This is a genomic window from Rhizobium sp. Nf11,1, assembly GCF_050587665.1.
In the GTDB taxonomy this organism is placed as follows: domain Bacteria; phylum Pseudomonadota; class Alphaproteobacteria; order Rhizobiales; family Rhizobiaceae; genus Rhizobium.
In genome coordinates this window covers 154568-179624 of the sequence record NZ_JBOBHU010000012.1, presented here as the reverse complement: position 1 = coordinate 179624, position 25057 = coordinate 154568, and the positions used below count along the sequence as shown (strand labels likewise).

General features: G+C 60.6%; 29 protein-coding genes. 13 read left to right on the top strand and 16 right to left on the bottom strand.

Going from position 1 to position 25057, the window contains the following annotated elements; translation table 11 throughout:
- Positions 1-21 precede the first annotated feature (21 nt).
- Entirely contained in the window at positions 22-915 is an 894-nt protein-coding gene (locus tag ACQ7C1_RS19235; protein WP_430959454.1) for an intradiol ring-cleavage dioxygenase, read from the bottom strand.
- Positions 916-1169: 254 nt separating this feature from the next.
- Here ACQ7C1_RS19235 and ACQ7C1_RS19230 point away from each other — a divergent pair, with 254 nt between their 5' ends.
- The 10 genes from ACQ7C1_RS19230 to ACQ7C1_RS19185 are packed head-to-tail and all read left to right on the top strand — an operon-like array spanning position 1170 to position 8534.
- A complete protein-coding gene (locus ACQ7C1_RS19230) occupies positions 1170-1904 on the top strand; it encodes a GntR family transcriptional regulator (protein ID WP_430959453.1) in 735 nt (244 codons plus the stop codon).
- Positions 1904-2725: a sugar phosphate isomerase/epimerase family protein gene (locus tag ACQ7C1_RS19225; RefSeq protein WP_430959452.1), complete on the top strand. Its 822-nt coding sequence runs from the start codon at positions 1904-1906 to the stop codon at positions 2723-2725. The genes ACQ7C1_RS19230 and ACQ7C1_RS19225 overlap by 1 nt, the downstream gene beginning before the upstream one ends.
- A 48-nt stretch (positions 2726-2773) precedes the next feature.
- Entirely contained in the window at positions 2774-3442 is a 669-nt protein-coding gene (locus ACQ7C1_RS19220; RefSeq protein ID WP_430959451.1) for an amino acid ABC transporter permease, read from the top strand.
- A gap of 9 nt (positions 3443-3451) precedes the next feature.
- A complete protein-coding gene (locus ACQ7C1_RS19215) occupies positions 3452-4102 on the top strand; it encodes an amino acid ABC transporter permease (RefSeq protein WP_430959450.1) in 651 nt (216 codons plus the stop codon).
- Positions 4103-4145: 43 nt separating this feature from the next.
- Positions 4146-4970: a transporter substrate-binding domain-containing protein gene (locus ACQ7C1_RS19210; RefSeq protein WP_430959449.1), complete on the top strand. Its 825-nt coding sequence runs from the start codon at positions 4146-4148 to the stop codon at positions 4968-4970.
- Positions 4971-4977: 7 nt separating this feature from the next.
- Positions 4978-5751: an amino acid ABC transporter ATP-binding protein gene (locus ACQ7C1_RS19205; protein WP_430959448.1), complete on the top strand. Its 774-nt coding sequence runs from the start codon at positions 4978-4980 to the stop codon at positions 5749-5751.
- Positions 5752-5768: 17 nt separating this feature from the next.
- Positions 5769-6629: a shikimate dehydrogenase gene (locus ACQ7C1_RS19200; RefSeq protein ID WP_430959447.1), complete on the top strand. Its 861-nt coding sequence runs from the start codon at positions 5769-5771 to the stop codon at positions 6627-6629.
- A 15-nt stretch (positions 6630-6644) separates the two neighbouring features.
- Entirely contained in the window at positions 6645-7013 is a 369-nt protein-coding gene (locus ACQ7C1_RS19195; RefSeq protein WP_430959446.1) for a 5-carboxymethyl-2-hydroxymuconate Delta-isomerase, read from the top strand.
- A 31-nt stretch (positions 7014-7044) separates the two neighbouring features.
- Positions 7045-7494 (top strand): type II 3-dehydroquinate dehydratase, encoded by a 450-nt coding sequence (aroQ, locus tag ACQ7C1_RS19190; protein WP_064712615.1) that lies wholly within the window; start codon positions 7045-7047, stop codon positions 7492-7494.
- Positions 7495-7496: 2 nt separating this feature from the next.
- Entirely contained in the window at positions 7497-8534 is a 1038-nt protein-coding gene (locus tag ACQ7C1_RS19185; RefSeq protein WP_430959445.1) for a Gfo/Idh/MocA family protein, read from the top strand.
- A gap of 255 nt (positions 8535-8789) precedes the next feature.
- Here the strand turns inward: ACQ7C1_RS19185 and ACQ7C1_RS19180 are convergent, their stop codons facing one another.
- From ACQ7C1_RS19180 to ACQ7C1_RS19165, 4 genes are all read right to left on the bottom strand, one after another.
- A complete protein-coding gene (locus ACQ7C1_RS19180) occupies positions 8790-9023 on the bottom strand; it encodes a BolA/IbaG family iron-sulfur metabolism protein (protein WP_004676237.1) in 234 nt (77 codons plus the stop codon).
- A 19-nt stretch (positions 9024-9042) separates the two neighbouring features.
- On the bottom strand, positions 9043-11274 hold the full coding sequence (gene purL / locus ACQ7C1_RS19175) for a phosphoribosylformylglycinamidine synthase subunit PurL (RefSeq protein ID WP_430959444.1): 2232 nt from the start codon (positions 11272-11274) through the stop codon (positions 9043-9045).
- A gap of 121 nt (positions 11275-11395) precedes the next feature.
- Entirely contained in the window at positions 11396-11974 is a 579-nt protein-coding gene (locus ACQ7C1_RS19170) for an acyloxyacyl hydrolase (protein ID WP_430959443.1), read from the bottom strand.
- A gap of 122 nt (positions 11975-12096) precedes the next feature.
- On the bottom strand, positions 12097-13515 hold the full coding sequence (locus ACQ7C1_RS19165; RefSeq protein ID WP_430959442.1) for a PLP-dependent aminotransferase family protein: 1419 nt from the start codon (positions 13513-13515) through the stop codon (positions 12097-12099).
- 81 nt (positions 13516-13596) lie between these two features.
- Between ACQ7C1_RS19165 and ACQ7C1_RS19160 the strand changes: the two genes are divergently transcribed.
- Positions 13597-13851, top strand: coding sequence for a DUF1127 domain-containing protein (locus ACQ7C1_RS19160; RefSeq protein ID WP_430959441.1), 255 nt, complete (start codon positions 13597-13599; stop codon positions 13849-13851).
- A gap of 21 nt (positions 13852-13872) precedes the next feature.
- Here the strand turns inward: ACQ7C1_RS19160 and ACQ7C1_RS19155 are convergent, their stop codons facing one another.
- The 7 genes from ACQ7C1_RS19155 to ACQ7C1_RS19125 form a co-directional block, all read right to left on the bottom strand.
- The gene (locus tag ACQ7C1_RS19155; protein WP_430959440.1) at positions 13873-14271 is read right to left on the bottom strand and encodes a hypothetical protein; all 399 of its coding nucleotides are present in this window, start codon (positions 14269-14271) and stop codon (positions 13873-13875) included.
- A gap of 89 nt (positions 14272-14360) precedes the next feature.
- On the bottom strand, positions 14361-15032 hold the full coding sequence (purQ, locus tag ACQ7C1_RS19150) for a phosphoribosylformylglycinamidine synthase subunit PurQ (protein WP_430959439.1): 672 nt from the start codon (positions 15030-15032) through the stop codon (positions 14361-14363).
- Positions 15029-15583, bottom strand: a complete 555-nt coding sequence (locus tag ACQ7C1_RS19145) for an RNA 2'-phosphotransferase (protein WP_430959438.1) — start codon at positions 15581-15583, stop codon at positions 15029-15031. The genes purQ and ACQ7C1_RS19145 overlap by 4 nt, the downstream gene beginning before the upstream one ends.
- 46 nt (positions 15584-15629) lie before the next feature.
- Complete coding sequence (gene purS, locus ACQ7C1_RS19140) at positions 15630-15872, bottom strand: phosphoribosylformylglycinamidine synthase subunit PurS (protein ID WP_085778308.1); 243 nt, start codon at positions 15870-15872, stop codon at positions 15630-15632.
- Positions 15873-15906: 34 nt separating this feature from the next.
- On the bottom strand, positions 15907-16671 hold the full coding sequence (gene purC / locus ACQ7C1_RS19135) for a phosphoribosylaminoimidazolesuccinocarboxamide synthase (protein WP_085780082.1): 765 nt from the start codon (positions 16669-16671) through the stop codon (positions 15907-15909).
- Between the two features lie 270 nt (positions 16672-16941).
- Positions 16942-19233, bottom strand: a complete 2292-nt coding sequence (locus ACQ7C1_RS19130) for a putative bifunctional diguanylate cyclase/phosphodiesterase (RefSeq protein WP_430959437.1) — start codon at positions 19231-19233, stop codon at positions 16942-16944.
- A 94-nt stretch (positions 19234-19327) separates the two neighbouring features.
- Complete coding sequence (locus ACQ7C1_RS19125; RefSeq protein ID WP_085778306.1) at positions 19328-19882, bottom strand: RBBP9/YdeN family alpha/beta hydrolase; 555 nt, start codon at positions 19880-19882, stop codon at positions 19328-19330.
- 177 nt (positions 19883-20059) lie between these two features.
- Here ACQ7C1_RS19125 and ACQ7C1_RS19120 point away from each other — a divergent pair, with 177 nt between their 5' ends.
- Positions 20060-20863: a DUF2189 domain-containing protein gene (locus ACQ7C1_RS19120; RefSeq protein ID WP_097599260.1), complete on the top strand. Its 804-nt coding sequence runs from the start codon at positions 20060-20062 to the stop codon at positions 20861-20863.
- A gap of 111 nt (positions 20864-20974) precedes the next feature.
- Positions 20975-21457, top strand: a complete 483-nt coding sequence (locus tag ACQ7C1_RS19115; protein ID WP_097599372.1) for a low affinity iron permease family protein — start codon at positions 20975-20977, stop codon at positions 21455-21457.
- 284 nt (positions 21458-21741) lie between these two features.
- Here the strand turns inward: ACQ7C1_RS19115 and purB are convergent, their stop codons facing one another.
- The 4 genes from purB to rpe all read right to left on the bottom strand — a co-directional run bounded on the left by purB (position 21742) and on the right by rpe (position 25024).
- Positions 21742-23049: an adenylosuccinate lyase gene (gene purB, locus ACQ7C1_RS19110; protein ID WP_430959436.1), complete on the bottom strand. Its 1308-nt coding sequence runs from the start codon at positions 23047-23049 to the stop codon at positions 21742-21744.
- A gap of 72 nt (positions 23050-23121) precedes the next feature.
- Positions 23122-23607, bottom strand: coding sequence for a hypothetical protein (locus ACQ7C1_RS19105; RefSeq protein ID WP_430959435.1), 486 nt, complete (start codon positions 23605-23607; stop codon positions 23122-23124).
- Positions 23608-23624: 17 nt separating this feature from the next.
- The gene (locus ACQ7C1_RS19100) at positions 23625-24350 is read right to left on the bottom strand and encodes a DUF2259 domain-containing protein (protein WP_430959434.1); all 726 of its coding nucleotides are present in this window, start codon (positions 24348-24350) and stop codon (positions 23625-23627) included.
- Positions 24347-25024 carry a ribulose-phosphate 3-epimerase gene (gene rpe, locus ACQ7C1_RS19095; RefSeq protein ID WP_097599264.1) on the bottom strand — a complete coding sequence of 226 codons (678 nt, stop codon included), beginning with the start codon at positions 25022-25024 and terminating at the stop codon, positions 24347-24349. The genes ACQ7C1_RS19100 and rpe overlap by 4 nt, the downstream gene beginning before the upstream one ends.
- Positions 25025-25057 lie beyond the last annotated feature (33 nt).

The following is a 25057-nucleotide window of genomic DNA, read 5'->3' as shown; positions in this document are numbered from 1 at the left end:
GATGTGGCTCTGTTGGTTTCGCTATTTGATCGGGGGACGCGGCAGGATGGCCTCGCCCGGCACCATGACGTAGGTGTAGTCGAGCGAGAACCAGGGCCCACTGACGTCCGTGTCGGATGGGTGCGGCTCGTCATGACGGACAAAATCGCCCGTCAAAGCCGCGGTGACGCCGAACTGCACATCGGAATCAATGTTCGGATCGCTCGGGTCGAAGACCTGGGAGATGAGGGTTTTGTATCCCTCTTTGAAGATCAGGGCGTGCAGATGCGCCGGTCGGTAAGGGTGGCGGCCTTGCGCTTGGAGAAGCCGACCTACGACCCCGTCGACAGGGATGGGATAGCCCACCATCTTGACCGTTCTAAACCAGAACCGACCCTTGTCGTCCGTAGTGAACTTGCCGCGCAGGTTCATTTCCGCCTGATCAGGATCCTGGTTCTCGTAGAGGCCGACAGGCGAGGCGTGCCATACGTCGATCTCGGCGCCTTGGATGGGCTTGCCTCCTCGATCAACCACCTTCGCGTGGACGAACAGGGGTGTTCCGGGCGTTTCCGAGCGGATGATGGTTCCGCCGTTCTCGACCCGCGGTGAGTTGAGCCGCCAGAAGGGCCCGAGCAGCGACTGTGACGTCTCGGTCTGCCCGTTGTCGCCGTTGTTGAGCAGGCACACGAGCGACGAGACGCCAAGCGATCCGGCCATGAGCACGAACTCATTGTGGCTGTCGGTCTGCAACTGCCCAATTTCGTTGAGGATGGCGGTCGCTTCGCGAAACTCGACTTCCGACAGCCTGACCTCCCGCACGAATGCGTGGACGTGCTTCACCATTGCAACGAGTATCTCCCGGAGCCGTGGATCCGCGGTGCGGTTCATCACGGCGAGAACGGCAGGCGTCAACTCGCTTTCGGTTCTAATTGCCATAGGGCTACCTCCCAATGAGGTTCGACTATCAGAATAATCGATTATCTGTCAACCGACGACCGAGCGATCCATACTATCGGCAGGGGAGGGTTCGTGATTTATGTCGAGTGAACATGCGGAAATAAATAGATAAATGTGTTTCGATTAGGGCGCTGACGCAGACGTCTGGTGGTTTCTGGCGTATTCATGTTGACATCAATAATCGTTTATCATATCGATTATCGAAACTTTGGCAGGTTGCTTTGGGAGGGAAGATGGACTCGGCCGACGACAGCTCTCTTGCGCCGTTGACAGAAGACGCGCCGTCGGCCGGCTTCCTGGACGATGGCAAGAACACCATCGGCAGTCAGCTCGCATCGCGCCTTCGGGAGGCGATCATTTCCGGTGAACTGGAAGCGGGCAGCAAGATCAATCTCGACAAGGCGCGGAAGACTTTCAATGTCAGTCTGAGCCCGTTGCGGGAGGGCTTGGCCAGGCTCATTTCAGACGGTCTGGTCGAGTTTCAGGACAACAGAGGCTATCGCGTCGCGCCGATCTCCCTGGCCAATCTCGAAGAGGTCACCAGCCTACGCGAGGAACTCGAAGTGTTCGCGCTGCGTGAATCCATGCGTCTCGGAGACGTCGATTGGGAGGGCAACGTCATGCGTGCACTTCATCGTCTCAACCGCACGGAGCGCGACGCCGCGCATCCAGAAACGCTGGAGCACTGGGAAGCGCTTCACCGCGAGTTCCACCTGACACTGATCTCGGGCTGCGGGAAACCTCTGCTACTTCATTTCTGCAGTCTTCTGCTCAATCTCAACGACCGATATCGCCGCGTCTTCCTGATCCGTACGTCGGGCGATCGCAACGTCGGGCAGGAACATAGCGAGATTGCCCAGGGCGCAGTCGCGCGTGATGTCGACTATGCCTGCGACAAGCTCCGCCAGCACATTCATCGGACCGGCACCAATCTGCGCAACCATCTCGCGACGAAGGGAATCGTGTGATGGCCGCCGCAACAGCGAAATCGGCGCCCCCAATTGGCGTCGCGCACTTCTCATCGATATTGCTGCCTCCCGCGGAGTTTGCGAAGGCCGCAGCGCGTGCGGGGTTCTCCAGGGTCGGGCTCAGGCTGCATCCGGCGTTCCCCGGTGCGCCTTACTACGAGCTGCCTGTCGGTGGTTCGGCTGCAGGCGAGTTGAAATCCGTGCTTGCCGGTGAGGGCGTCGAGGTTTTCGATATCGAGTTCTTCGTAATCGACCCCTCGTTCGACGCGCCGTCGATGGAGGCGACAGTCGCCGCGGCTGCGAACATTGGGGCACGCCGGCTCAGTGTCTGCGGAGATGATCCTGATCAAGCCAGATTGGTATCGAACCTCTCGGATTTCTGCAGCCTCGCGGACCGATACGGCTTGGCTGTCGACATCGAGAACATGGGTTGGCGGGTGACTAGAACCTTCCAGGACAGCGTCGGTCTTGTGAAGGCGAGTGGCGCCCGCAATGCCGGCGCCCTCGTCGACGGAGTACATTTCTTCAGGAATGGCGGCACGCTCGCCTCGCTCCGGACCGAGATTGACCGGGTAAAGCACGTTCAGTTGTGCGATGTCACTGGGCCAGCGCCGGTGACACCAGAGGAGATGATCACTGAAGCTAGAGGCGGGCGGTTCGCACCGGGGGAGGGCGAATTGCCGTTGAAGGAGCTTGTTGCAGCGGTCGATCGCTCCACGGCGATCTCGGTGGAAGTCCCACTCGCAGGGTCTGCCGCGCCCGAGACGCATTTGAAACATCTGTACGACAGGGCCGAAGAATTATTCGGGCCGGATCGCTGATCCGGCGCCGGCAAGGTGTGAGCCGCGCCGGAGGGAGGAAGTCAACATATGGGCTATACGTTCGATTTTGGTGCGGTCTTTGACCGCGCCCCGGAATTGTTTTGGGGTTCGCTTGGGACGCTCGGTCTCGCGGTTGCCGGAATGATCCTTGCGCTCGCCATCGGTATTCTCGGCGTCGCTGCAAGAACATCCAGGAACAAACTCGTTCGATCTCCGGTGATTGCCTTCGTCGAGATCGTTCGAAATACACCATTCCTGGTACAGATATTCTTCATCTATTTCGCCCTTCCGCTCATGGGCATCCGGCTGAACCCCACCGCTACCGCCATTATCGCGCTGGGGATCAATGGCGGCGCCTATGCGATTGAGATCATTCGAGGCGGCGTGGAAAGCGTGAGCAAGGGCCAGGTTGAGGCAGGTTTCGCGTTGGGCTTGCATAAGGCCGATGTGTTCCGGCTGATCGTTTTGAAGCCGGCTCTGCGAGCGATTTATCCGTCCCTGACCAGCCAGTTCGTGATGCTGACCTTGACGACTTCGGTCTGCACTTCGATCGCCGCCTACGAGCTGACCTCGGCGGCGCAGCGGATCGAATCCGACACCTTCCGAAGCTTCGAGGTCTATTTCAGCGTGACTGCAATCTACCTCGTCATCTCGAGCCTGATGATGGGCATCTTCGCCCTTATCTCTCGGTCCTACTTCAACTACCCGACCCGATAGGAGGCGTTCATGGGTCCCATCGGCGAAAACGAGCTGTTTTTCCTCTTGCAGGGTCTGAAGTGGACCGTGCTGCTGGCCGTCATCGGCTTCGTCGGAGGAGGTGTATTCGGAATTCTGATCGCTCTGGTGCGCACGTCGAAGAACCGCTTCGCACGTTTCGTATCGTCGGGCTACATCGCGCTCTTCCAGGGCACACCGCTCCTGATGCAGCTCTTCGTCGTCTACTACGGCGTCGCGCTATTGGGAGTCGACGTCAATGCATGGATCGCTGTGGCCATCGCGTTCACCCTCCATGCGAGCGCCTTCCTGGGCGAGATCTGGCGCGGCTCGATCGAAGCCGTTCCGAAGGGCCAGACCGAAGCCGCGAATGCACTCGGGCTGCATTACATCTCCCGAATGAAGGACGTTGTCCTGCCGCAGGCACTGAAGATTTCGATGCCTGCAACCATCGGATTTCTCGTTCAGCTCATCAAGGGCACATCGCTTGCAGCAATCGTCGGTTTCATCGAGCTGACCCGTGCCGGACAGATCATTTCGAACCAGACCTACCGCCCGCTGCTCGTCTTCGGGATCGTCGGAATGGTCTACTTCATCATTTGTTGGCCTCTCTCCCACATCGGGAGCGGCCTCGAAAAACGGATGGCGAAAGCCGCCCGCTAACCTTGCTTCGCCCGAAGCAAAGACCACAGAGGAGGAGAATGGAATGTATAGCAATCGCAGACAATTTCTTGGAATGGCCCTGGCTACGGCCGCCTTCGCCACAGTAGGGGCGGCAGCGGCTTCCGCGGCGACCGTCGAGGAGATCAAGGCCAAGGGCACGATCGTCGTCGGCATTCAGGGCGATAATGCGCCATGGGGCTTCGTCAACACGAGCGGCAAGCAGGACGGGTTCGATGCCGATGTCGCGACACTCTTCGCTAGGGAACTCGGAGTTAAGGTCCAGTTCCAGCCGCTCGCCGTCGCCAATCGCATTCCGGCCCTGACCACTGGCAAGGTCGATATCCTGTTCGCCACGATGGCGATGACGGAAGAGCGCGCCAAATCAATCCAGTACAGCAAGCCATACGCGGCGAACACGATCTCGCTCTATGCGGCAAAGGCCGATACCGCGAAAACGCCTGCCGATGTTGCCGGCTGGGAAATCGGCGTGCCGAAGTCCAGCTCGCAGGACAAGGCCATTACCGACGCCGTGGGATCGACGGCGACCGTCCGCCGCTTCGACGACGACGCCTCGACCATTCAGGCGCTGGTCTCCGGACAGGTCAAGGCCGTCGGAGGCAACATGTTCTACGGACAGCGGCTCGATGCCGCCAGCCCAGGCACCTATGAGCGCAAGATCGACTTCCTGACGACTTACAATGGCGTCGGAACACGACTGGGCGAGAAGGACTGGAACGAGGCCGTCAATGCGTTCCTCGACAAGATCAAGGCCAATGGCGAACTTGCAGCCATTACCAAGAAGTGGATGAAGATCGATCTGCCGAAGTTCCCGGAATCCATCCCCAACATCCCGTTCACCGTCAAGTAAAGCATACATGGAGGGCGCCGTGCTCAGTTCCGCTAATGATCAGTCGACATTGATATCCCTTGAGAAGGTGGAGAAATGGTACGGCTCCTTCCATGCGTTGAAAAACATCAGCCTATCGGTCCGCAAAGGCGAGAAGATCGTCCTTTGCGGGCCTTCGGGTTCCGGCAAGTCGACGTTAATCCGCTGCATCAACGCTCTCGAGTTGATCCACGAAGGCAGGATCGTCGTCGACGGACAATCGCTCGACGGCACGAGCAAGGCGGTTGACGCCATTCGGCGCGAAGTCGGGATGGTGTTCCAGAACTTCAATTTGTTCCCCCACATGACCGTTCTGCAGAACTGCGCGCTTGCGCCCATGAGGGTCCGCGGAACCAGCCGGGCTGACGCCGAGGGGCTGGCGAGAAAATACCTGGAACGGGTTCGAATCCTTGATCAGGCGGAGAAGTATCCCGCGCAGCTCAGCGGTGGCCAGCAGCAGCGTGTCGCTATTGCCAGGGCGCTTTGCATGGAGCCCAAGGCGATGCTGTTCGACGAACCCACATCGGCGCTCGATCCGGAAATGGTCAAGGAAGTGCTGGACACGATGATCGGCCTCGCACGCGACGGCATGACCATGATCTGCGTGACCCATGAAATGGGTTTTGCCCGTCAAGTTGCAGACAGGGTCATCTTCATGGCTTCCGGCGAGATCATAGAGGAGGCCGAGCCCGAGGTCTTCTTCAAGTCTCCGACGCATGAGCGCACCAAGGCTTTCCTTGGCGAGATCCTCGCACATCACTGAGCCGATTGGGTCTCCAAATGAACAACAACACATTCCTCGTCGGTCTCATCGGGGCCGACATCCAGATGTCGAAGTCCCCCGCGATCCATGAAACCGAGGCGCGGCACCTGAAGCTGGATTACCATTACGAGCTCGTCGACCTCGCGGAGCGCAGTTTACCCGCTTCTGCGCTGCCTGAATTGCTCGTAGAACTCGAAGACCGCGGCTTCGCAGGAAGCAACATCACGCACCCGTGCAAGCAGACGGTCATCGCTCATCTTACGAGCCTGTCCGAGGACGCCGAGATGCTCGGAGCGGTCAACACAGTCGTGCTTCGGGACGGAAAGCGGATCGGGCACAATACGGACTGGTATGGCTTCTATAAGAATTTCGAGCGGGGTATGCCCGGTGTCGCCAAAACGCATGCTGTCCTGCTCGGCGCAGGCGGCGCAGGAGTCGCCGTCGCGCACGCGGCCATCAAGCTCGGTATCGAGATGCTCTCGATCTTCGACCAGGACACAAATCGCGCCGCCGCGCTTGCCGATCAGCTCAACCGGCGCTTTTCAAGAACCTGCGCGCAGCCGATCAGAGACGTCGGCGCGGCGCTCGATTCTGCGGATGGGCTGATCCACGCTACCCCGACGGGCATGCGAAGTCACCCGGGTCTCCCGATCGACCCGGAATGGCTTCACCGACATCACTGGGTCGCCGATATCGTCTACATGCCGCTCGTGACCGAACTTCTGGCCCTGGCGGAGGAGAAGGGGTGCAGGACCTTGCCGGGCGGCGGCATGACCGTGTTCCAGGCCGCGGCGGCCTTTGAACTGTTCACGGGTGTAAAACCGGATGCGGAACGCATGTCGCGCCACTTCGAAGAATTGTGTCGAGCTCCAGCCTGACCGGGAGGACATGTCTTGCCGCACATCATCATCGACTATAGCCGGGGTGCTGCCGAAAGGGTGGCGATTGATGAATTGACCAGAGCCGTCCACTATCGGGTGCGCGACGGAGGCCTGGTGAAGCCCACTGCCGTGCGGACCTTCGCCAGGGAGGCGACCTTCTCCTGCGTCGGCGACGAGCACCCGGACAATCACTTCATCCAGATAATTGTGCGCATGGCGCCTGGCCGGCCGGCAGAAACGAAGCGGGAGTTGTTGAAGGCTGTCTTTGAAGCCGGGCGCGATGTAGCGGCCCCCGCGCTGCAAGCGGGACGGCTGGGCCTGCGGGCCGACCTTTACGAATCCGATCCGGATTTCGCATTCCAGGAAATAGCGTTCGCCTAAACTTGGCAACGCCCTCACAAGGACAATTGCAATGAGCCTGATCTACGTTCTGAATGGCCCAAACCTCAATTTGCTCGGCAAGCGTCAGCCTCACATCTATGGTCACGAGACGCTGGCCGACGTCGAGGCAGACTGCCGGAAACTGGCCTCTGAACTCGGCCACGAGATCCGTTTCCACCAGAGCAACCGTGAATATGAAATCATCGACTGGATCCACGAAGCACGCGAAGACGGAGCCGGCATCGTCATCAATCCGGCCGCATTCACGCACACATCGCTTGCAATCCTCGACGCCTTGAACACGTTCGAGGGTCCCGTCATCGAGATTCATATCTCCAACGTGCATAAGCGCGAAAGCTTCCGTCATCATTCCTTCGTTTCCCATCGCGCCGACGGCGTCATCGCCGGTCTTGGTACGGAAGGTTATCAGCTCGGAATTCGCCGCGTCGCGACGATGCTCAAGGCGCCGAAGAAGGACTGACCATGGCTCCCGCAGTCAAACTGGCGGTCCTCGGCGCGGGGCTTATCGGAAGGCGTCACATCAAACATGTGCTGGACGAACCGATGGCGGAGCTTGTCGCCGTCGTCGATCCGACCCCGGCTGGAGAGGCGATCGCAAGCGAGGTCGGCACCAGATGGTTTTCGAGCTTCGCTGAGATGGTCGCCACGGGGCGCCCCGACGGCGTCATCGTCGCGACGCCCAACCAGATCCATGTCAGAAACGGGTTTGAGGCCGTAGAGGCCGGCATCCCGGCCTTGATCGAGAAGCCAATCGCCGACGATATTGCCGCTGGCGAGAAGCTCGTTCAGATAGCCGAGGCCAAAGGCGTTCCGCTGCTGACCGGACACCATCGCCGACATAATCCGATGATGCAAATGGCTAAACAGATTATCGAAAGCGGAAAGCTCGGGCGAATACTGGTCGTGAATGCCATGTTCTGGCTATTCAAACCAGACGAATACTTCGACACTTCCTGGCGGCGCGAACGCGGCGCGGGACCAGTCTTTCTCAATCTGATCCACGACATCGACAACCTTCGTTACCTGTTTGGAGATGTCGCTGCCGTCCAGGCGTGCGAATCCAACGCAGTTCGCGGAAACGCCGTTGAGGAAACCGCGGTGATTCTTATCGAGTTCAAGAACGGAATTCTCGGGACTGCTTCCGTTTCGGACTCCGTCGTCGCGCCATGGAGTTGGGAGATGACGACCGGAGAAAACCCCGCCTATCCTAAAACAGAGGAGGCCTGCTACATGATCGGCGGCACCCACGGGTCGCTGTCGGTGCCGTCGCTCAACATGTGGAGCAATCCCGGCAACAGGGGCTGGACGGAACCGTTCGAATGCCATCGCGCCGAAATCGAGAACGAGGATCCGCTAGTCCTTCAGATACGCCAGCTTTGCAGGGTCATCAGAGGGGAAGAAGCGCCGCTGGTCAGCGGACGTGAGGGACTAGAAACCTTAAAAGTTATCGACGCCCTGAAGCGATCCGCCGCGGCGGGCAAGCATATCAGCCTGACCTAAATCGTTCGCGCCAGGTTACGGCGGTCGGGGAGCATTAGTCATTTCACCGAGCTGAAGCGCGGTGGCGGCATTCCTGGGATGTCCCTTGGGTCAAGCCCGAGGGCAGGAATTAGGGAGGTTGAAGCACGGCGCATGCGAGGCCGGAGACCGTTGTCATGCAGAAACCGCTTTGCAGAGAACTAAAGACCCGGAAGGAAAGAATCCTTCCACCCGGGCCTCTTTATTTCAAAGCTTCGACCGGCCGAAGCCGGCATGTCAATCCGGTGCGGAGGTCTGCAAAGCGAGGGCGTGCAATACGCCGCCCATGTTTCCCTTCAGCGCCTCGTAGACCATCTGGTGCTGCTGTACGCGGCTCTTGCCGCGGAAGGCTTCGGCGACGACTTCGGCGGCGTAGTGATCGCCGTCGCCCGCCAGATCGCGGATCGTCACCTTGGCACCGGGAATCCCAGCCTTGATCATGTCTTCGATATCGCCGGGTTTCATGGCCATGATCGTTACTCCTTGCGCATCATTCCGCGGCAAGCTCGCCGCGGCCTTCCATGAAGTCAGGGAACCACGATTCATGGGCATCGCGCAATTGCTGAATCGGCAGTGAAATAAGATCGCCGACATCAAGTGTATCGCCCCCGACCGTGCCGAGGCGACGGAAGGGAACGCCGGCGCCTTCTGCATTGACGCAGATGAAATCGGCGACATCGGCCGGCACAGTCAGCACGTAACGGGCCTGGTCTTCGCCGAAGAGCAGCGCATGCGCAGCACCCTTGCCTTCGCCCAGATCGATCTTCATGCCTTTGTCCGAGGCCATGGCCATTTCGGCGAGCGCGACGGCCAGACCGCCCGAGGATATGTCGTGGCAGGCGGTCGCCTGGCCGTTGCGGATGACGGAGCGGACGAAATCGCCGTTGCGGCGCTCGGCGAAGAGATCGACTTCTGGCGCCGGCCCTTCACGACTGGAGAGCAGGTCTCTGAGATAGACGGACTGACCGAGATGGCTGCCGTCGACGCCGATCATGATCACCTTGTCGCCGTCATTGGCGCTGCCGATGCGGACCATCTTGCGCCAGTCCGGCAGCAGGCCGACGCCTGCAATCGTCGGCGTCGGCAGGATGGCGACGCCATTGGTCTCGTTGTAGAGCGAGACGTTGCCGGAGACAATCGGAAAGTCGAGCGCGCGGCATGCTTCGCCGATGCCCTTCACCGCCTGCACGAACTGGCCCATGATCTCGGGCTTTTCGGGGTTGCCGAAGTTCAAATTGTCGGTGGCGGCAAGCGGCTCGGCGCCGGTCGCGGTGATGTTGCGCCAGCATTCGGCGACCGCCTGCTTGCCGCCCTCGAAGGGATCGGCCTCGACATAACGCGGCGTCACGTCGGAGGAGAAGGCAAGCGCCTTGCTCTTGTGGCCATCGACGCGCACGACGCCGGCGTCGCCGCCGGGGAGCTGCAGCGAGTTGCCCTGGATCAGCGTGTCATACTGCTCATAGACCCAGCGGCGGCTCGACTGATTGGCGGAGCCGACGAGCTGGAGCAGCGCCTGGCCGTAATCCTTAGGCGCCGCGACGAGATTGGCGGGCAGGGGCGCAGGCTTGCCGGATTCACGCCAGGGGCGGTCATATTCCGGCGCCTGGTCGCCGAGATCCTTGATCGGCAGGTTGGCGACTTCTTCGCCCTGATGCATGACGCGGAAGCGCAGGTCGTCGGTCGTCCTGCCGACGATGGCGAAGTCGAGGCCCCATTTGACGAAGATCGCCTTGGCCTGCTCTTCCTTTTCCGGCTGCAGCACCATGAGCATGCGCTCCTGGCTTTCCGACAGCATCATCTCATAGGCGGTCATCCGCTCTTCACGGACCGGCACCTTGTCGAGTTCCAGCAAAATGCCGAGATCGCCCTTGGCGCCCATTTCGACAGCCGAGCAGGTGAGGCCGGCCGCACCCATGTCCTGGATGGCGATAACGGCGCCGGTCTGCATCAACTCGAGGCAGGCTTCGAGCAGGCATTTTTCGGTGAAGGGGTCGCCGACCTGAACTGTCGGGCGCTTTTCTTCGATCGATTCGTCGAATTCGGCCGATGCCATTGTCGCGCCGCCGACGCCGTCGCGGCCGGTCTTGGCGCCGAGATAGACGACCGGAAGGCCGACGCCCTTGGCTTCGGAGAGGAAGATGGCGTTGGATTTGGCGATACCAGCGGCAAAGGCGTTGACGAGTATGTTGCCGTTATAACGCGCATCGAACTCGACTTCGCCACCGACCGTGGGAACGCCGAAGGAATTGCCGTAACCGCCGACTCCGGAAACGACGCCGGAGACGAGATGGCGGGTCTTCGGATGATCCGGTTCGCCAAAACGCAGCGCGTTCATCGCGGCGATCGGGCGCGCGCCCATGGTGAAGACGTCGCGAAGGATGCCGCCGACGCCGGTCGCAGCACCCTGGTATGGCTCGATATAGGAGGGGTGGTTGTGGCTTTCCATCTTGAAGACGACGCAATCCCCGTCATCGATATCGACGACGCCGGCATTCTCGCCAGGCCCCTGGATGACGCGTGGCCCCTTGGTCGGCAGCGTGCGCAGCCATTTCTTCGAGGATTTGTAGGAGCAGTGCTCGTTCCACATGGCCGAGAAGATGCCGAGCTCGGTGAAGGTCGGCTCGCGGCCGATCAGATCCAGGATGCGCTGGTACTCGTCCGGCTTCAGGCCGTGGCTTGCAATGAGTTCCGGCGTGATCGGGATGGTGTTTGGAATGGTCATGAGCGGAAAGTCCCTGGCGCGTTTTGCGCTGTCTTTAGCTTATGTAGCGGCGACGCGCGACAGAAAAAAGCCCGCCGTCAACAGAGGGCGGGCAGGCTTTTCTCGTAAAGGCGGCAATCGCTCAGAACTTGTAGCCGATCTGGATGCCGGCGCGCGTCATTCCGTCATTCGGGCCGTCGCAGAGATCGGCATGAGAGGAGTGGGCGATCTGGGCCATCACGTTCCAATTGCGGGTTAAACGGTAACCGGCGCCGACATATTCGTGGAAGAGGACGCGGCAGCCGAGTTCCGGGCCGTCATCATTGTCGTCCAGCTCGCCGGTATGGATGACGCCGCCGAATCCGGCTTCGGCAAAGAGTTTTGCATTGAGATCGACTGTCCAGGTGAAGCCCGTGAAGAATTGGGTTGCTTCACCCGAAGTTCCGATCGACGTGCCGAGATGGACACGAGGATGCAACAGCTGTTGCTGCCAGCCGACAGCCTCCTCATATCCGAAAGGATCGAAGAGAGCGGTAATCTCCGGAAAGACGCCATCTTCCCCGGCACGACCCGATTGCACCGAGGCGGAGGCCCCGAAACGCAATTCATCGAAGATCTGCTCGCCGGCATTGGCCGAACCCGCCATCGAGGTGACGGCTACGGCCGCCACGGATGCCAGCCCCAAGAAGCGTAACGCGATCTTTCCGAACTCGACCCTCATCTGCCGTCCTTTGATTCGCACCAAGCGGGAATAACAAAGAGGTAGCATGGGGGTCGCAGTGGTAAAGCGCTCTCGTCAGGCGTGTGCTTTTTTTCGGGATTATGGCGTGTATTTGCAACAGGTCATATTTCGCCATCATAGGCGGATCCGCCATTTTCCAGCAGCCGGCGCAGGATCATCAGGCCTGCGGTCAATTCCTGGCCCGTTTTGGGTGAGGAGAAGCCGATGCGAATGCGGTAATAGGTTTTCTCGCTGCGAGCCGCCTTGAATTCGTCTTCGTCATCGACCAGCACGCCGTCGCGAAAGGCTGCATTCTTGAAGGTGCCGGACATCCAGGGCTCCGGCAGTTTCAGCCAGAGGAAGGGCGCATGCGGGTGCGACGCGAAGTCGAAACCCTGCAGATACTCGCGGGCGAGGTGGGCGCGCCAGGAGAGTTCTCCGATAACTTCCTTGCGGATCTCGTGCGCCCGGCCGCTTTCGACCAGGCGGGCACAGGTCTCCGCCAGAATGAAAGGCAGGCCGCCCGTGACCATCCTGTGCGTCACCTTGATGCGCTGGGCAAAGTGTGGCGGGCAGGCGACCCAGCCGCCGCGCACACCGGCGGCGACCGATTTCGACAGGCCATTGACCAGGAAGGTGCGGTCGGGCGCAAGCGCGGCGATGAGCGGCGTCTCATCGTCGGCCATGCCGCCGTAGAGGTCGTCCTCGATTAGCCAGACGCTGTGCTTTCTGGCAATTGCAGCAATCGCTGCGCGCCGCTCGTAGGGCATGATCGTCACTGTCGGATTATGAACCGTCGGCATCAGGAAGGCGATCTTCGGATGCTGCTGCTGGCAGAGCCTTTCGAAATCGTCGGGAATGACGCCGAATTCGTCCGAATCGACCGTCACCGTGCGGCGGCCGAGAAGGCGGGCGCTGCGGCTGACCTGGGTATAGGTCAGATTTTCGAAGACGATCTTGTCGCCCGGCGCCGAGACAGCGGCAATAACGGCGACCGCCGCGGCATGGGCGCCGAGCGTCGGTACGATGTTTTCGACCTCCGGTGTCCAGCCGCTGCGGGCAAGCCAGCGGCGGCCGGCGTCGAACCAGTTGCGCGGAAAACTACGGGAATAGGAGGAAATCTCGGTGAGATGCTGTTCGCCGATCTCGGCGAGGATGGCTGAGATGATCTTGCCTTGGCCGAGGTCTGGGGCGGCTGTCGTATCGAAACGGATCTTGTCGGCGGGCGCGTCCTGAAAGCGAGTGCCGCCGAGCGAGACGGCCAGTGCATCGGTTTGTTCGCCGGGCGGCGTCTCGGCGCGGTTCAGCACATAGGTGCCCCGGCCCACCTCGCCGGCGACCAGGCCGCGCTCGTGCACCAGTGCATAGGCGCGGCCGATCGTGCCGATCGTCACGCCGATGTCGTAGGCAAGATTGCGCTGCGGCGGCAACTTGCTGCCGGCGGGAAGGGCGCCGCTCGCAATGGCGGATTCGATGCTGTCGGCAAGTCGGAGATAGACCGGCCCGGAGCCGCGGGAAAGATCAGGAAGCCAATTTGTCATGGTGACAATTGCTTATATTGTCACCGCGTGCCTGTCAAGATTAAGAGTCAATCCCAAGGATGAGCCGAGAGGATCCCTGAAATGTCTGCATTGCCGGAAATCAACACGCCAATTGTACCTGTTGTCTCTTATGAGGACAGGCGCGTCATCCTTCCCAGCCCGCCTGCCGAAGCGACGACGCATCTGGGACGGATCTGGGCCGCCATTCGTCTCTGGCATCAGAAGCGGGAGGGCCGGCGCGCGCTCAGGGAGCTTACTGCGGCAGGACTCAAGGATATCGGGGTTTCGCAGTCCGAAGCTGCACGCGAAATCAGCAAGTCATTTTTCTGGGACTGATGCTGCGGGCGACCGCAGCGGTCATTTGCAGGCCCTGTTGCCGCCGGACCAACGATTGACGTCGGCGGCGATGCGGCCGGCGACAGGCTCCTGCATCATCGGACCAAAGGCCTGCAGATGGGCAGGGCTTCCCTCGGCCTGCACGACGAGCAGCGGCCGGCTTTCCGGGCTGCCCTTGTGGACGAGCAGGATGCGCGGCCGACCGGAGAAGGAATTGAGTTCCGGAGCGAGCTTATAGGCTGCAAAGGCCGGATCGCCAGATTTGAACCAGCAGGCATTGGCGCCGAGCGCTACGCGCTCCATCGTCGGCAACGCCGCCCGGTTTGGGCCTGCCGCCGGTGCCGGCGACTGGCAGGCCGCGACAACGGTTGCCAGAGCGGTCAACAAAGCGGCGTTTGCGACGGTGAGGCGAGGGCGCATTGATCTTGCTCCAGTGATCCGGATGAAGGTCTCCTCGGCTGCATGCCGTTGCCCGCGGTAGGCCTGCGGGCGGCATGGCTGAGGTGAGGTCAGGCGGCGACGACGTCGAGCGCCGAGGCGAAGAGGCCCCGGCCATCCGAACCGCCATGGGCGGCCTCGATCAGGTTTTCGGGATGCGGCATCATGCCGAGCACATTGCCCTTTTCGTTCATCACGCCGGCAATGTCGTTGATCGAACCGTTCGGATTGGTGCCCTCGGCATAACGGAACAGAACCTGACCATTGCCCTCGATCTTCGCCAGCGTCGCTTCGTCGGCAAAATAATTGCCATCGTGATGGGCGACCGGGCAACGGATGACCTGTCCTTGCGCGTAGGCGCGGGTGAAATCCGTCTCGGCATTGACGACTTCGAGCTTGATCTCGCGGCAGACGAATTTCAGCGAGGCGTTGCGCATCAGCGCGCCCGGCAGCAGGCCCGCTTCGACGAGGATCTGGAAGCCGTTGCAGACGCCGAGCACCTTCACGCCCTTTGCAGCCTTGTCGATGATCGCCTGCATGACCGGCATTCGGGCGGCGATCGCGCCGCAGCGCAGATAATCGCCATAGGAGAAGCCGCCGGGGATGACGATCAGGTCAACGTCGGGGATTTCCGTCTCCGTTTGCCAGATCGTCACCGGCTGGTGACCCGAGATCTTGGCGAGAGCGGCGATCATGTCGCGATCGCGGTTGAGGCCCGGAAGTTGAACGACGGCTGATTTCATAGAGTCCCCGCATTTCGCGAAAGATATTGGACTGGAACGCTCTCGGCGAGCCATACTCCATTGTCCGCGACAAAGAAAGAATGGCCTTCTGAAAACATGGCGGCTGCGTCGACACGCAGAATGATATAGTCGCCCTTGCGGCGCACGGCGACAATTTTCGCCGTATCGATGTCGGCCGACAGATGGACGTGGTGCCGCTCCATCTTCTTCAGGCCTTCGCGCTCGATCGACGGCCAGTTCGTGAGTGACGTGCCGTGAAAGAGAACTGCCGGCGGTTCAACCGGGGCTAACGCCAGATCGACCGCGACACTGTGACCTTGATTGGCGCGGATCCTGTTATCGACAAGCGTGAAGCGCTTCTTCGGACTGTTGTCGATGATCTCGACGATATCGGCGCGGGAGACGCCGTATTTCGACGTCAGCACCTTTTCGAGATCATCGAACGATACCCAACCCTCGGCATCAAGCGTCAAGCCTGCGGCATCCGGCGCATGGCGCAAAACATAGCTCATGAATTTTGAGACTTCCGTCTCCAGCTTTGTCTTCAGCATGACGCTCAATCCATAAGACCCGCCGGTTGACGGGCAGGTCTGCAGGTCAGTCGATCGCGATCGCGTAATTCTCGATGACCGTGTTGGCGAGCAGTTTTTCGCACATCGCCTTGAGGTCTGCCTCGGCGCTGGCCTTGTCGGCGCCTTCGAGCTCGAGGTCGAAGACCTTGCCCTGCCTTACATGGCCGACGCCCGAAAAGCCGAGGGCGCTGAGCGCCCCTTCGATGGCCTTGCCCTGCGGATCGAGAACGCCGTTTTTCAGCGTGACGGTGACACGAGCCTTGATCACTTTGTCTTTCCTGCCTTACTTGACCAGACGATCTTTACTTAACCAAAACGGGGCCGGTGCCGCGCACAGGCTCGTTTTCATTGATGATGCCGAGGCGGCGAGCGACTTCGGAGTAGGCTTCAAGCAAGCCACCGAGGTCGCGGCGGAAGCGGTCCTTGTCCATCTTCTCGCGGGTTTCGATATCCCAGAGCCGGCAGCTGTCCGGCGAGATCTCGTCGGCGAGGATGATCCGCATCAGATCGCCTTCGAAGAGGCGGCCGCATTCGATCTTGAAATCGACAAGCTGGATGCCGACGCCGAGGAAGAGACCGGTCATGAAATCGTTGACGCGGATGGCAAGTGCCATGATGTCGTCGAGCTCGGCCGGATTGGCCCAGCCGAAGGCGGTGATGTGCTCTTCGGAGACCATCGGATCGTCGAGCGCATCGGACTTGTAATAGAACTCGATGATCGAGCGGGGCAGCACGACGCCTTCCTCGATACCAAGGCGCTTGGCGAGAGAACCGGCAGCGACGTTGCGCACGACGATCTCCAGCGGGATCATCTCCACTTCCCTGATCAGCTGCTCGCGCATATTGAGCCGGCGGATGAAATGGGTGGGAATGCCGATCTTGTTCAGGTGGCTGAAGATATATTCGGAAATGCGGTTGTTGAGGACGCCCTTGCCGTCGATGACTTCGTGTTTCTTCTTGTTGAAGGCGGTGGCATCGTCCTTGAAGAACTGGATCAAAGTGCCCGGCTCCGGACCCTCATACAGAATCTTTGCCTTGCCCTCGTAGATACGGCGGCGACGGTTCATCTTGGTCATTCTCTGTTGTTGGCGCTCTTGGGATAGCGCGAGTGGATCGATCTCGTGGCGTCCCCTTAAAGGAAAAGAGAGTGTTTCACAATCCGCCTGTCGCTCCTTCCCCGGTTTCCGGACTCGTGGCCGCGGTTCCCGGATTTGGTGGCCCTATTTCCGGATTTTACGGAATAGCGCCAAGAGAATCGAATGAATTCGCTTTACGAGTCTAGCGGCTTTTCCTCTACGGTGGAATGAAGGCGAAATGGCGGGCCGCTTATACAGGATTTATTTGACTCTTCTGCTTGGCAGCGCGCGGCGAAGATGCGTCTGCAGGCCGCGCGCGGCGGTCAGCCCGAGGCGCCAGCATCCGGCGCGAATGAAGGAGGGGATCTGCATGGCCGGCATCGGCCGGGCGAGCGCATAGCCCTGCAGCGTGTCGCAGCCGAGTTGCTCCAGAATGCGGACATGATCCGCCGTCTCCACGCCCTCGGCAATGACGAGAATATTGAGCGAGCGCCCGATATCGATGATCGCGCCGACGAGTTTACGCTGCTCGGCCGATTGCGGCAGCATGCGGATCAGCTCGCGATCAATCTTCAGCGTGTTCGGGCTCAGGCGCAGAAGGCTGACGATCGAGGCGTGGCCGGTGCCGAAGTCGTCGATATGGATGTCGATGCCGAGCTTGCGCAGCTTTTTCAAATTGGCGGCCACCGCCTCGTCGCAATCATCGAGCGAGATCGATTCCAGCAGTTCGAAGGCGATGGCGCCGGGTTCGATCTTCAGGGCGCGGAGCTTTTTGCCGAGGTCGGGATCGGTCAGCCGCCGGGCGGAAACGTTGACCGATATTTTGGGGATCGACAGCCCATCCTTGATCCAGGCACGCCGGTCTGCCAGCGCGCGCTCCAGGATCAGGGCGTCGATCGTCGAGACGACGTCGAGATCCTCGGCGATATCGAGAAAGCGGTCCGGCGTCAGCAGCCCGTGCACGGGGTGTTGCCAGCGGGCGAGCGTCTCGATGCCTGTGACATCGAGCGTGCGGGCGTCGAACTGCAACTGATAGAACGGCACGAATTCATCGCGCTCCAGGCCGATGAGGATTTCATCGGCGAGCTGCTTGGCGGAGACGATATCCTTGCGGGCCGATGCCGAGAAGAATTCGAAGCGGTTTCGGCCAAGACCCTTGGCGCGATAGAGCGCAATGTCGGCGTCGAGCAGCGTCTGCTTGCCGTCGAGCTTGGCGCCGCCATCGACCGCGATGCCGATGCTGGCGCCGAAACGGCAGTCATGCCCCTCATATCTGACGGGCCGGCGCAATTCGCGGATCAGGCGTTCGGCCAGGCTGGCGATCTTCTTCGATGCAGCATCGACGGCGCAGAGGATGACAAATTCGTCACCGCCGATACGCGCGACGAAATCAGCGGCGCGAACGGAATGTCTGAGCACATTTGCGGTGTGTTGCAGCATTGCGTCGCCCGCCCGATGGCCGAGGGTATCGTTGATCTGCTTGAAGCGGTCGAGATCGATATGCAGAACCGCCAAAGCGAGACCGTTAACCCGGCATTCCGCCGCGCGGTCGTCCAGCATCTTGTCGAGATAACGGCGGTTCGGCAGACCAGTGAGATAATCGTGCAAGGCCAGATGCTCGATGCTCTCCTTGGCAGCTTCGAGTTCGCGGTTACGGGCTTCCGCCAGTTCCTTGGCGCGCTGCAGCTCGTTGCGAAGCGCGACCTCCTCGGTGACGTCCCAATTGGCGCCGATCAGTTTGCGTTGGCCATTGCCGTCGACGAAGAAGGCCGAGCGGGCACGGATGATTCGTTCGACTCCGTCGCCGCGGATGATGCGGTATTCCTGCTGAAAATCGCTGCCGCTTTCGACGCTGCGATCGGCGAGGCCGAGCACGCGTTCACGGTCATCCGGATGCAGGCTCTTGGCCCAGGCGTCACCGCCGATCTTGCGTGCCGCACCCTGCAAGCCGTAGATGGCAATCAGGCGATCATCCCATTCGACGACGTCGTTTTCGATATCGGCCTCGAAGACGCCGATGCGGGAAACTTCCAGCGCCAGGTCGAGCCGGCGCGATAGGCGCGACAGCGTCTCCTCGGCTTCCTTGCGGGCGGTGATATCGGTATCCGTTCCAACGACGCGCGTCGGTACGCCATTCTCATCCCACTCGACGCAGGCCCCACGGCAGTCGATCCAGACCCAGTGGCCGTCCCTGTGGCGTTCACGATATTGGAAGATCTGATAATCCGGATCGCCGGCATTCTGCCGGTCGATCGCATGAGCGACGAAGTCGCGGTCGTCCGGATGGACGAGTTGCAGCCAAGCCTCGTAGTCGCCGGCGACGTCCTCGTCCGGCGCCATTCCCCGGATGGTTTTCCACGTCGGCGAATAATATTTCCGGTTTAGACGGTAATTGTGGTCCCATACGCCGAGGCCGGAACCAACAAGCGCATGGTTCCAGCGGCTCTCGCGCTCAGCCAGATCAGAATCGTCGGTCGACCCATCGCCGGCCTCAGCCGCTGCAGGATCGCCATGCGCTTCATGGGCCCCTGAATGGGCTTTCCTCACGGGCATTCTCGCTGATTTCATCTCGGCGCAGTCTGCGGCACTTCTATTAAGAAAGCCTTAGAAAGTAGTCGCTGAAATGACGAGCGCCGGGTCTCCCAAATCAGACAGAGAGGCGGCTGAGGAACTGGGCGAAGACCATTGTTCCTTCCGGCCAGGGGCCGTGCCCGGATTCAGCGCTGATATGTCCCGCCTCGCCGGCATCGACGAGGAAGGAACCCCAGCAACTGGCGATATCGTCGGCATGCTCGTAGCTGCCGAACGGATCATTGCGGCTGGCGACGGTGATGGAAGGGAAGGGCAGTGGGTCGCGCGGATAGGGCCCGAAGGTCATCAGGTGCTTGGGGCGGATATCCGGATTGGTGACTTCAGGCGGAGCGACGAGGAAAGCGCCTGCCACCCGCTTGCGGAAATGCGGGATGGCATGGATTGCCGAGGGCACGCCGAGCGAATGGGCGACGAGCACAACGGGGCGGGTCGAGGCGTTCACCTCTTCGGCGATACGGGCGATCCAGTCCTCGCGGACCGGCTTCGTCCATTCGGCCTGTTCGACGCGCCGCGCCGTGCTGAGCTTCGCCTCCCAGCGGCTCTGCCAATGGCCGGGGCCGGAATTGGTATAGCCGGGGATGATAAGGATATCTGCGTCTGAGGCTTTCATAGTGCCGCCGATGTGAGAAAGCCCGCCCAAGATGTCAAGAGGGGGCGGCAAGGGAGAGAGCGACACGGGCGATGAATTTTGTTATGTTGCTCGAGTGCCGGTTGCGGATTTCGTATCGGCTTGCCCGCCGATGCGTATCCGCGGCCGACCAAAGTCTCGGCTGAGGAGGAGAAAGCCATGGCGGCATTTCATGTCATGACGGGTGCCAGTGAAAACCTGGCGCGGCCCGTGGTCAATCGCATCGGTATCGCCGACGTCTTCGACGCGCTGAAGCGCGGGCTCGACGATTTCAGTGAAAAGCCTTCCCACTATGTGTTCTTGTGCCTGATGTATCCAATCGCCGGCGTCTTCCTGACGCTGTGGACCTCCGGCGCCAACCTGCTGCCGATGATATTCCCGCTGATGTCCGGTTTCGTGCTGATCGGTCCGATTGCGGCGATCGGTCTTTATGAGATCAGCCGCCGACGCGAGGAAGGCCTCGATACGTCATGGACGCATGCGCTTGAGGTGCGCCATTCGCCGGCGCTGCCATCGATCATCGCCGTCGGACTGATGCTCTTTGCCCTTTTCGTCGTCTGGCTGGTGACGGCACAGACGCTGTACGCCAATCTTCTCGGTGATGTGTTCCCGCGCACCATGACGGACTTCACCCGCCAGGTCTTCGGTACGGCCCAGGGCCTGCAGTTGATCATCTGGGGCAATCTCATCGGTTTTGTCTTCGCGCTCGTCGTGCTGGCGATATCGGTCATCACCTTTCCGCTTCTGCTCGACCGCGACGTCGGAGCGGTTGCCGCCGTCGTGACCTCGATTCGTGCGACGATCGCCAATCCGGTACCGGTGCTGCTCTGGGGCCTGATCGTCGCCGGACTTCTCGTCGTCGGCACCATCCCGGTCTTTGCCGGACTCGCACTCGTTATCCCGATCCTCGGCCACGCGACCTGGCATCTCTACCGCAAGCTGATTGCGCGGGAAGCTGTGTAGCTTCGGTCCTGCCCGCGGGAAAACCTTCATACCGTGGGATCCCCCGATTTTCGGGAACCTGGAACCTGCCTCGGAGTTTTTTTACTCCGAGGAGAGATTTCAGAGGTGATGATGACGCATCTGTTTGCCCGCTTCGCAAGCAAGACATCGGAATGGGCGGGTAAGCCCGTCATCTTCATCCTGGCACTGTGCGTCGTTATTATCTGGGCCTTGCTCGGACCTTTCTTCGACTATTCGGAAACCTGGCAGCTCATCATCAACACGGGAACGACCATCATCACCTTCCTGATGGTCTTCGTCCTGCAGAACGCCCAGACGCGCGACACCCGGGCAATCCAAGCCAAACTCAACGAAATCATTTTGACAAGCCATGCGGAGAACCGCTTTATCGGCATCGAAAATCTCGACGAGGAAGAGCTGAAACATCTCGACGAACTGGTCGCCAAGGCCGCCAAGGGCAGGGGGCAGACGGAGGCCTGCCAAACGACCGAGATTGAGCTAGCGATGCCACCACCGAAAAAGGCGCAGGCGCGCAAACGCTCTGCGAATGCCAAAGCATCGAAGCAGAAACAACGGCCACTTGAGAAAAGCTAACCATCATCCATTCTGCAATCACAAAAAGAAAAAGACAGAAATGAAAACGGCGCCTGCGAAGTCCCCGTCAGTCTGTTAAAAAAGTCTCGTCCGTCATGCTCGGCCTTGTGCCGAGCATCTAACCACTGCAGTTTCTTGACAGGAAAACATCTATTTTCAGTCACTTAATTGGGTCGGCGCAGATCCTCGGCACAACAAAGCCGAGGATGACGTCGCGGCTTTCGCAGTAGTTTGTCAACAGTCTGACGGCGGCTACAAGACGCCGTCACATCGTTGCAGTCCGCTCAAGCGTTGCCGAAGACGCGGCGGAAGATCGTGTCGACGTGTTTGGTGTGATATCCGAGATCGAACTTCTCCCGAATATCCTCCTCGGACAAGGCAGCCCTGACCTCAGCATCAGCCAGCAGCTCTTCCAGAAAATCCTTGCCCTGTTCCCAGACTTTCATGGCATTGCGCTGCACCAGCCGGTAGGCGTCTTCGCGGGAGGTGCCGGCCTGGGTCAGCGCCAGGAGGACGCGCTGGGAGTGGACGAGGCCGCGGAACTTGTTGAGGTTCTTCTCCATGTTTTCGGGATAGACCAGCAGCTTTTCGACGATGCCGGCCAGACGCGACAGGGCGAAATCGAGGGTGACTGTGGCGTCCGGGCCGATCATGCGTTCGACCGAGGAATGGGAGATATCGCGCTCGTGCCAGAGGGCGACGTTTTCCATGGCCGGCAGGGCGTAGGAGCGGACCATGCGGGCAAGGCCGGTAAGGTTTTCGGTCAGCACCGGGTTACGCTTGTGCGGCATGGCCGAGGAGCCCTTCTGGCCGGGCGAGAAGTATTCTTCCGCCTCCAGCACTTCGGTGCGCTGCAGATGGCGGATTTCGGTCGCGAGCCGCTCGATCGACGAGGCGACAACACCGAGGGTCGCGAAATACATGGCGTGGCGGTCGCGCGGGATGACCTGGGTCGAGACCGGCTCGGCCTTCAGGCCGAGTGCTTTGGCGACATGTTCCTCGACGCGCGGATCGATATTGGCGAAGGTGCCGACGGCGCCCGAGATGGCGCAGGTCGCGACTTCCTCGCGGGCAGCGACGAGACGCTGGCGGCAGCGCTCGAATTCGGCATAGGCAAGCGCCAGCTTGACGCCGAAGGTGGTCGGCTCGGCATGGATGCCGTGCGAGCGGCCGATGGTGACGGTGTCCTTGTGTTCGAAGGCGCGGGTTTTCAGTGCTGCGAGCAGCCGGTCGAGATCGGCGATGAGGATATCAGTGGCGCGCACCAGCTGGACGTTGAAGCAGGTGTCGAGCACGTCTGATGAGGTCATGCCCTGGTGGACGAAGCGCGCATCCGGGCCGACGATTTCGGCGAGGTGAGTCAGGAAGGCGATGACGTCATGCTTGGTGACCGCCTCGATTTCGTCGATGCGGGCGACGTCGAAGGTGGCCGCACCCCCTTTTTCCCAGATCGTCCTTGCCGCCGATTTCGGGATGACGCCGAGTTCGGCCAGCGCGTCGCAGGCATGCGCCTCGATCTCGAACCAGATGCGGAACTTGGTTTCGGGAGACCAGATGGCGACCATTTCGGGCCGGGAGTAACGCGGGATCATGGGCGGCTGCCTTCACTTCGAGAGGTTTGCTTCATTGAGTTAGCGCCCCTGTAGCAAAGACCGGCGGCAATCTCAACGCATGCGTTTGGTGAGATGATAGCTGCTGACGACAAGGCAGACGAGGCCGAGCGGCAGGAAAAGGCGAAGGCCGATCACCAGGAACTGGTAGACGGCACTGATGCCGGTGAAGACAAACTGGAAGGCCCAGGCGACGCTGCCGAAGGGCGCGTGCCAGCGCGAATAGAAGATCCGGTATTCCATGGCGAAGAGGAAGGCGGTCATCAGGATCGTGGCTGCCGTCAGCGTCACGAAAAAGGCGGCGAAGCGCGCTTCCGGTGGCTTGTTATAGGCAAAAAACCGAGCGACCGGCAGGGCGAAGGGCCAGGAGAGCAGGCCGCCGAGAAAATAGAGTGCCGCCACCTCGGCGAGCCGGCTCGTCTCGAGGCCGTTGCGGAGGTAAAGGCCGAGCATGGCGGCGGCCAGCATCTGCACGCCCCAGAGCAACGCGCCGGCAAAGAGATCGGAGGAGGGCGGCTTTGCCGCCCTTAGGCGATCCATCCTGGGGCGATCCATGCTCAGGGATGGACCGGGACGGCGATCCAGCGTCCGTTCCTCTCAGCATCGAAGGCGAGAACCAGCGCAATGTGAATTTGATTTCCGTCTTCAGGCTGGTAGACCACCGCGCCGCCGATCCTGAATTCGACCGAGCATGTGCGCTCGGCCGGAACAGCCGTTGCCTGCCGCGCAGCCTGACGGTTCGGGACACCTTCCTTCTCGATCATCTGCAGGCTGAAACCAAGGACACGCTTGTCGACCGTTGCGCATTCCTTCGGCGTCGGCACCGGCATCTCGCCGAGTGAGAGCGTATAGGGCGTCTTCGGTGGCCCATCGATCGCAAGTGTGGTGTAGCGAAGTGTCTTCGAGGGCGAGCCGAGCTCGGTTGGTGGGTTGAAGGCGGCAATCAGACCCGGATTTGTCAGAAGGTCGTACTTATCCATCTGGCTGCGCGCCGCCGTTAAGTTCTGCCGGCGAGCCCTGGAAAGATTGGCGTCCTTATCCGTCAGTTCGGTGCGAAAGGGGGTGCCTTCGAGATATTGGCCGCCGTCGGTATTGATGAAGTAGGTTTCCGAATAGGGAGTCTTGCTGTTTTCTTTGATGCCGAATTCCTGAAATGCGAAGACCTTGCCGTCAGCGGAAAAGCCGATCGGCTGGATGCTGGCAATGTCTCCGGCCAGCGACAAGCCGGGCAGGCCGGCCAATGCGGCGGCAATCATGCCACCAAAGATCAGACGCTTCCTCATGCTCGTGCCCCTTCGGCTGCCTGACGCAATTCGGCGACGGTCTTACGATAGCTGTCGACCGTACCGCCCTTGAAAATTGCCGAGCCGGCGACGAGCACGTTGCCGCCGGCGCGCGCGATATCAGGCGCCGTTTCTACGGTGACGCCGCCGTCAACCTCGAGTTCGATCGGCCGGTCACCGATCAGAGACTTTGCCGCGGCGATCTTGGCCGTCATCGCCGGAATGAATTTCTGCCCGCCGAAACCGGGATTGACCGACATGATGAGGATGAGGTTGACGTCGTCGACCACGTTCTCGATGGCGCTCAGCGGCGTCGCCGGATTGATCGTCACGCCGACCTTCTTGCCAAGATTGCGGATGGTTTGCAGCGAGCGGTGCAGATGTGGCCCGGATTCGGCATGCACGGTGATGCGGTCGCAGCCCGCCTTGGCGAAGGCTTCGAGGTAGTCATCGGCCGGAGAGATCATCAGATGGCAGTCGAAAGTGGCATTCGTATAGGAACGCAGCGACTTGATGACATCGGGACCGAAGGAGATGTTCGGCACGAAATGCCCATCCATCACGTCAAGGTGGATCCAGTCGGCGCCGGCGGCCGTTACGTCGCGCACCTCCTCGCCGAGCCTGGCGAAATCCGCCGCGAGGATCGAAGGGGCAATGCGAATGGGCAGCGTCATCAAGTCTTACTCCCGTATGGGCGCCATCTGCGC

Excerpts from the sequence above, each read along its gene's own strand:
- ACQ7C1_RS19180 (WP_004676237.1), bottom strand. The coding sequence starts at position 9,023 with ATGGCCATGAAACCCGGCGATATCGAAGACATGATCAAGGCTGGGATT.
- ACQ7C1_RS19225 (WP_430959452.1), top strand. The coding sequence starts at position 1,904 with ATGGCCGCCGCAACAGCGAAATCGGCGCCCCCAATTGGCGTCGCGCAC.
- ACQ7C1_RS19220 (WP_430959451.1), top strand. The coding sequence starts at position 2,774 with ATGGGCTATACGTTCGATTTTGGTGCGGTCTTTGACCGCGCCCCGGAA.
- purB (WP_430959436.1), bottom strand. The coding sequence starts at position 23,049 with ATGATCCCGCGTTACTCCCGGCCCGAAATGGTCGCCATCTGGTCTCCC.
- ACQ7C1_RS19230 (WP_430959453.1), top strand. The coding sequence starts at position 1,170 with ATGGACTCGGCCGACGACAGCTCTCTTGCGCCGTTGACAGAAGACGCG.
- ACQ7C1_RS19120 (WP_097599260.1), top strand. The coding sequence starts at position 20,060 with ATGGCGGCATTTCATGTCATGACGGGTGCCAGTGAAAACCTGGCGCGG.
- ACQ7C1_RS19145 (WP_430959438.1), bottom strand. The coding sequence starts at position 15,583 with ATGCTGAAGACAAAGCTGGAGACGGAAGTCTCAAAATTCATGAGCTAT.
- ACQ7C1_RS19205 (WP_430959448.1), top strand. The coding sequence starts at position 4,978 with ATGGAGGGCGCCGTGCTCAGTTCCGCTAATGATCAGTCGACATTGATA.
- ACQ7C1_RS19235 (WP_430959454.1), bottom strand. The coding sequence starts at position 915 with ATGGCAATTAGAACCGAAAGCGAGTTGACGCCTGCCGTTCTCGCCGTG.
- purC (WP_085780082.1), bottom strand. The coding sequence starts at position 16,671 with ATGAACCGTCGCCGCCGTATCTACGAGGGCAAGGCAAAGATTCTGTAT.
- ACQ7C1_RS19100 (WP_430959434.1), bottom strand. The coding sequence starts at position 24,350 with ATGAGGAAGCGTCTGATCTTTGGTGGCATGATTGCCGCCGCATTGGCC.
- ACQ7C1_RS19105 (WP_430959435.1), bottom strand. The coding sequence starts at position 23,607 with ATGGATCGCCTAAGGGCGGCAAAGCCGCCCTCCTCCGATCTCTTTGCC.
- ACQ7C1_RS19115 (WP_097599372.1), top strand. The coding sequence starts at position 20,975 with ATGACGCATCTGTTTGCCCGCTTCGCAAGCAAGACATCGGAATGGGCG.
- ACQ7C1_RS19130 (WP_430959437.1), bottom strand. The coding sequence starts at position 19,233 with ATGCCCGTGAGGAAAGCCCATTCAGGGGCCCATGAAGCGCATGGCGAT.
- ACQ7C1_RS19170 (WP_430959443.1), bottom strand. The coding sequence starts at position 11,974 with ATGAGGGTCGAGTTCGGAAAGATCGCGTTACGCTTCTTGGGGCTGGCA.
- ACQ7C1_RS19200 (WP_430959447.1), top strand. The coding sequence starts at position 5,769 with ATGAACAACAACACATTCCTCGTCGGTCTCATCGGGGCCGACATCCAG.
- purQ (WP_430959439.1), bottom strand. The coding sequence starts at position 15,032 with ATGAAATCAGCCGTCGTTCAACTTCCGGGCCTCAACCGCGATCGCGAC.
- ACQ7C1_RS19125 (WP_085778306.1), bottom strand. The coding sequence starts at position 19,882 with ATGAAAGCCTCAGACGCAGATATCCTTATCATCCCCGGCTATACCAAT.
- aroQ (WP_064712615.1), top strand. The coding sequence starts at position 7,045 with ATGAGCCTGATCTACGTTCTGAATGGCCCAAACCTCAATTTGCTCGGC.
- ACQ7C1_RS19185 (WP_430959445.1), top strand. The coding sequence starts at position 7,497 with ATGGCTCCCGCAGTCAAACTGGCGGTCCTCGGCGCGGGGCTTATCGGA.
- ACQ7C1_RS19160 (WP_430959441.1), top strand. The coding sequence starts at position 13,597 with ATGTCTGCATTGCCGGAAATCAACACGCCAATTGTACCTGTTGTCTCT.
- rpe (WP_097599264.1), bottom strand. The coding sequence starts at position 25,024 with ATGACGCTGCCCATTCGCATTGCCCCTTCGATCCTCGCGGCGGATTTC.
- ACQ7C1_RS19155 (WP_430959440.1), bottom strand. The coding sequence starts at position 14,271 with ATGCGCCCTCGCCTCACCGTCGCAAACGCCGCTTTGTTGACCGCTCTG.
- ACQ7C1_RS19210 (WP_430959449.1), top strand. The coding sequence starts at position 4,146 with ATGTATAGCAATCGCAGACAATTTCTTGGAATGGCCCTGGCTACGGCC.
- purL (WP_430959444.1), bottom strand. The coding sequence starts at position 11,274 with ATGACCATTCCAAACACCATCCCGATCACGCCGGAACTCATTGCAAGC.
- ACQ7C1_RS19215 (WP_430959450.1), top strand. The coding sequence starts at position 3,452 with ATGGGTCCCATCGGCGAAAACGAGCTGTTTTTCCTCTTGCAGGGTCTG.
- ACQ7C1_RS19165 (WP_430959442.1), bottom strand. The coding sequence starts at position 13,515 with ATGACAAATTGGCTTCCTGATCTTTCCCGCGGCTCCGGGCCGGTCTAT.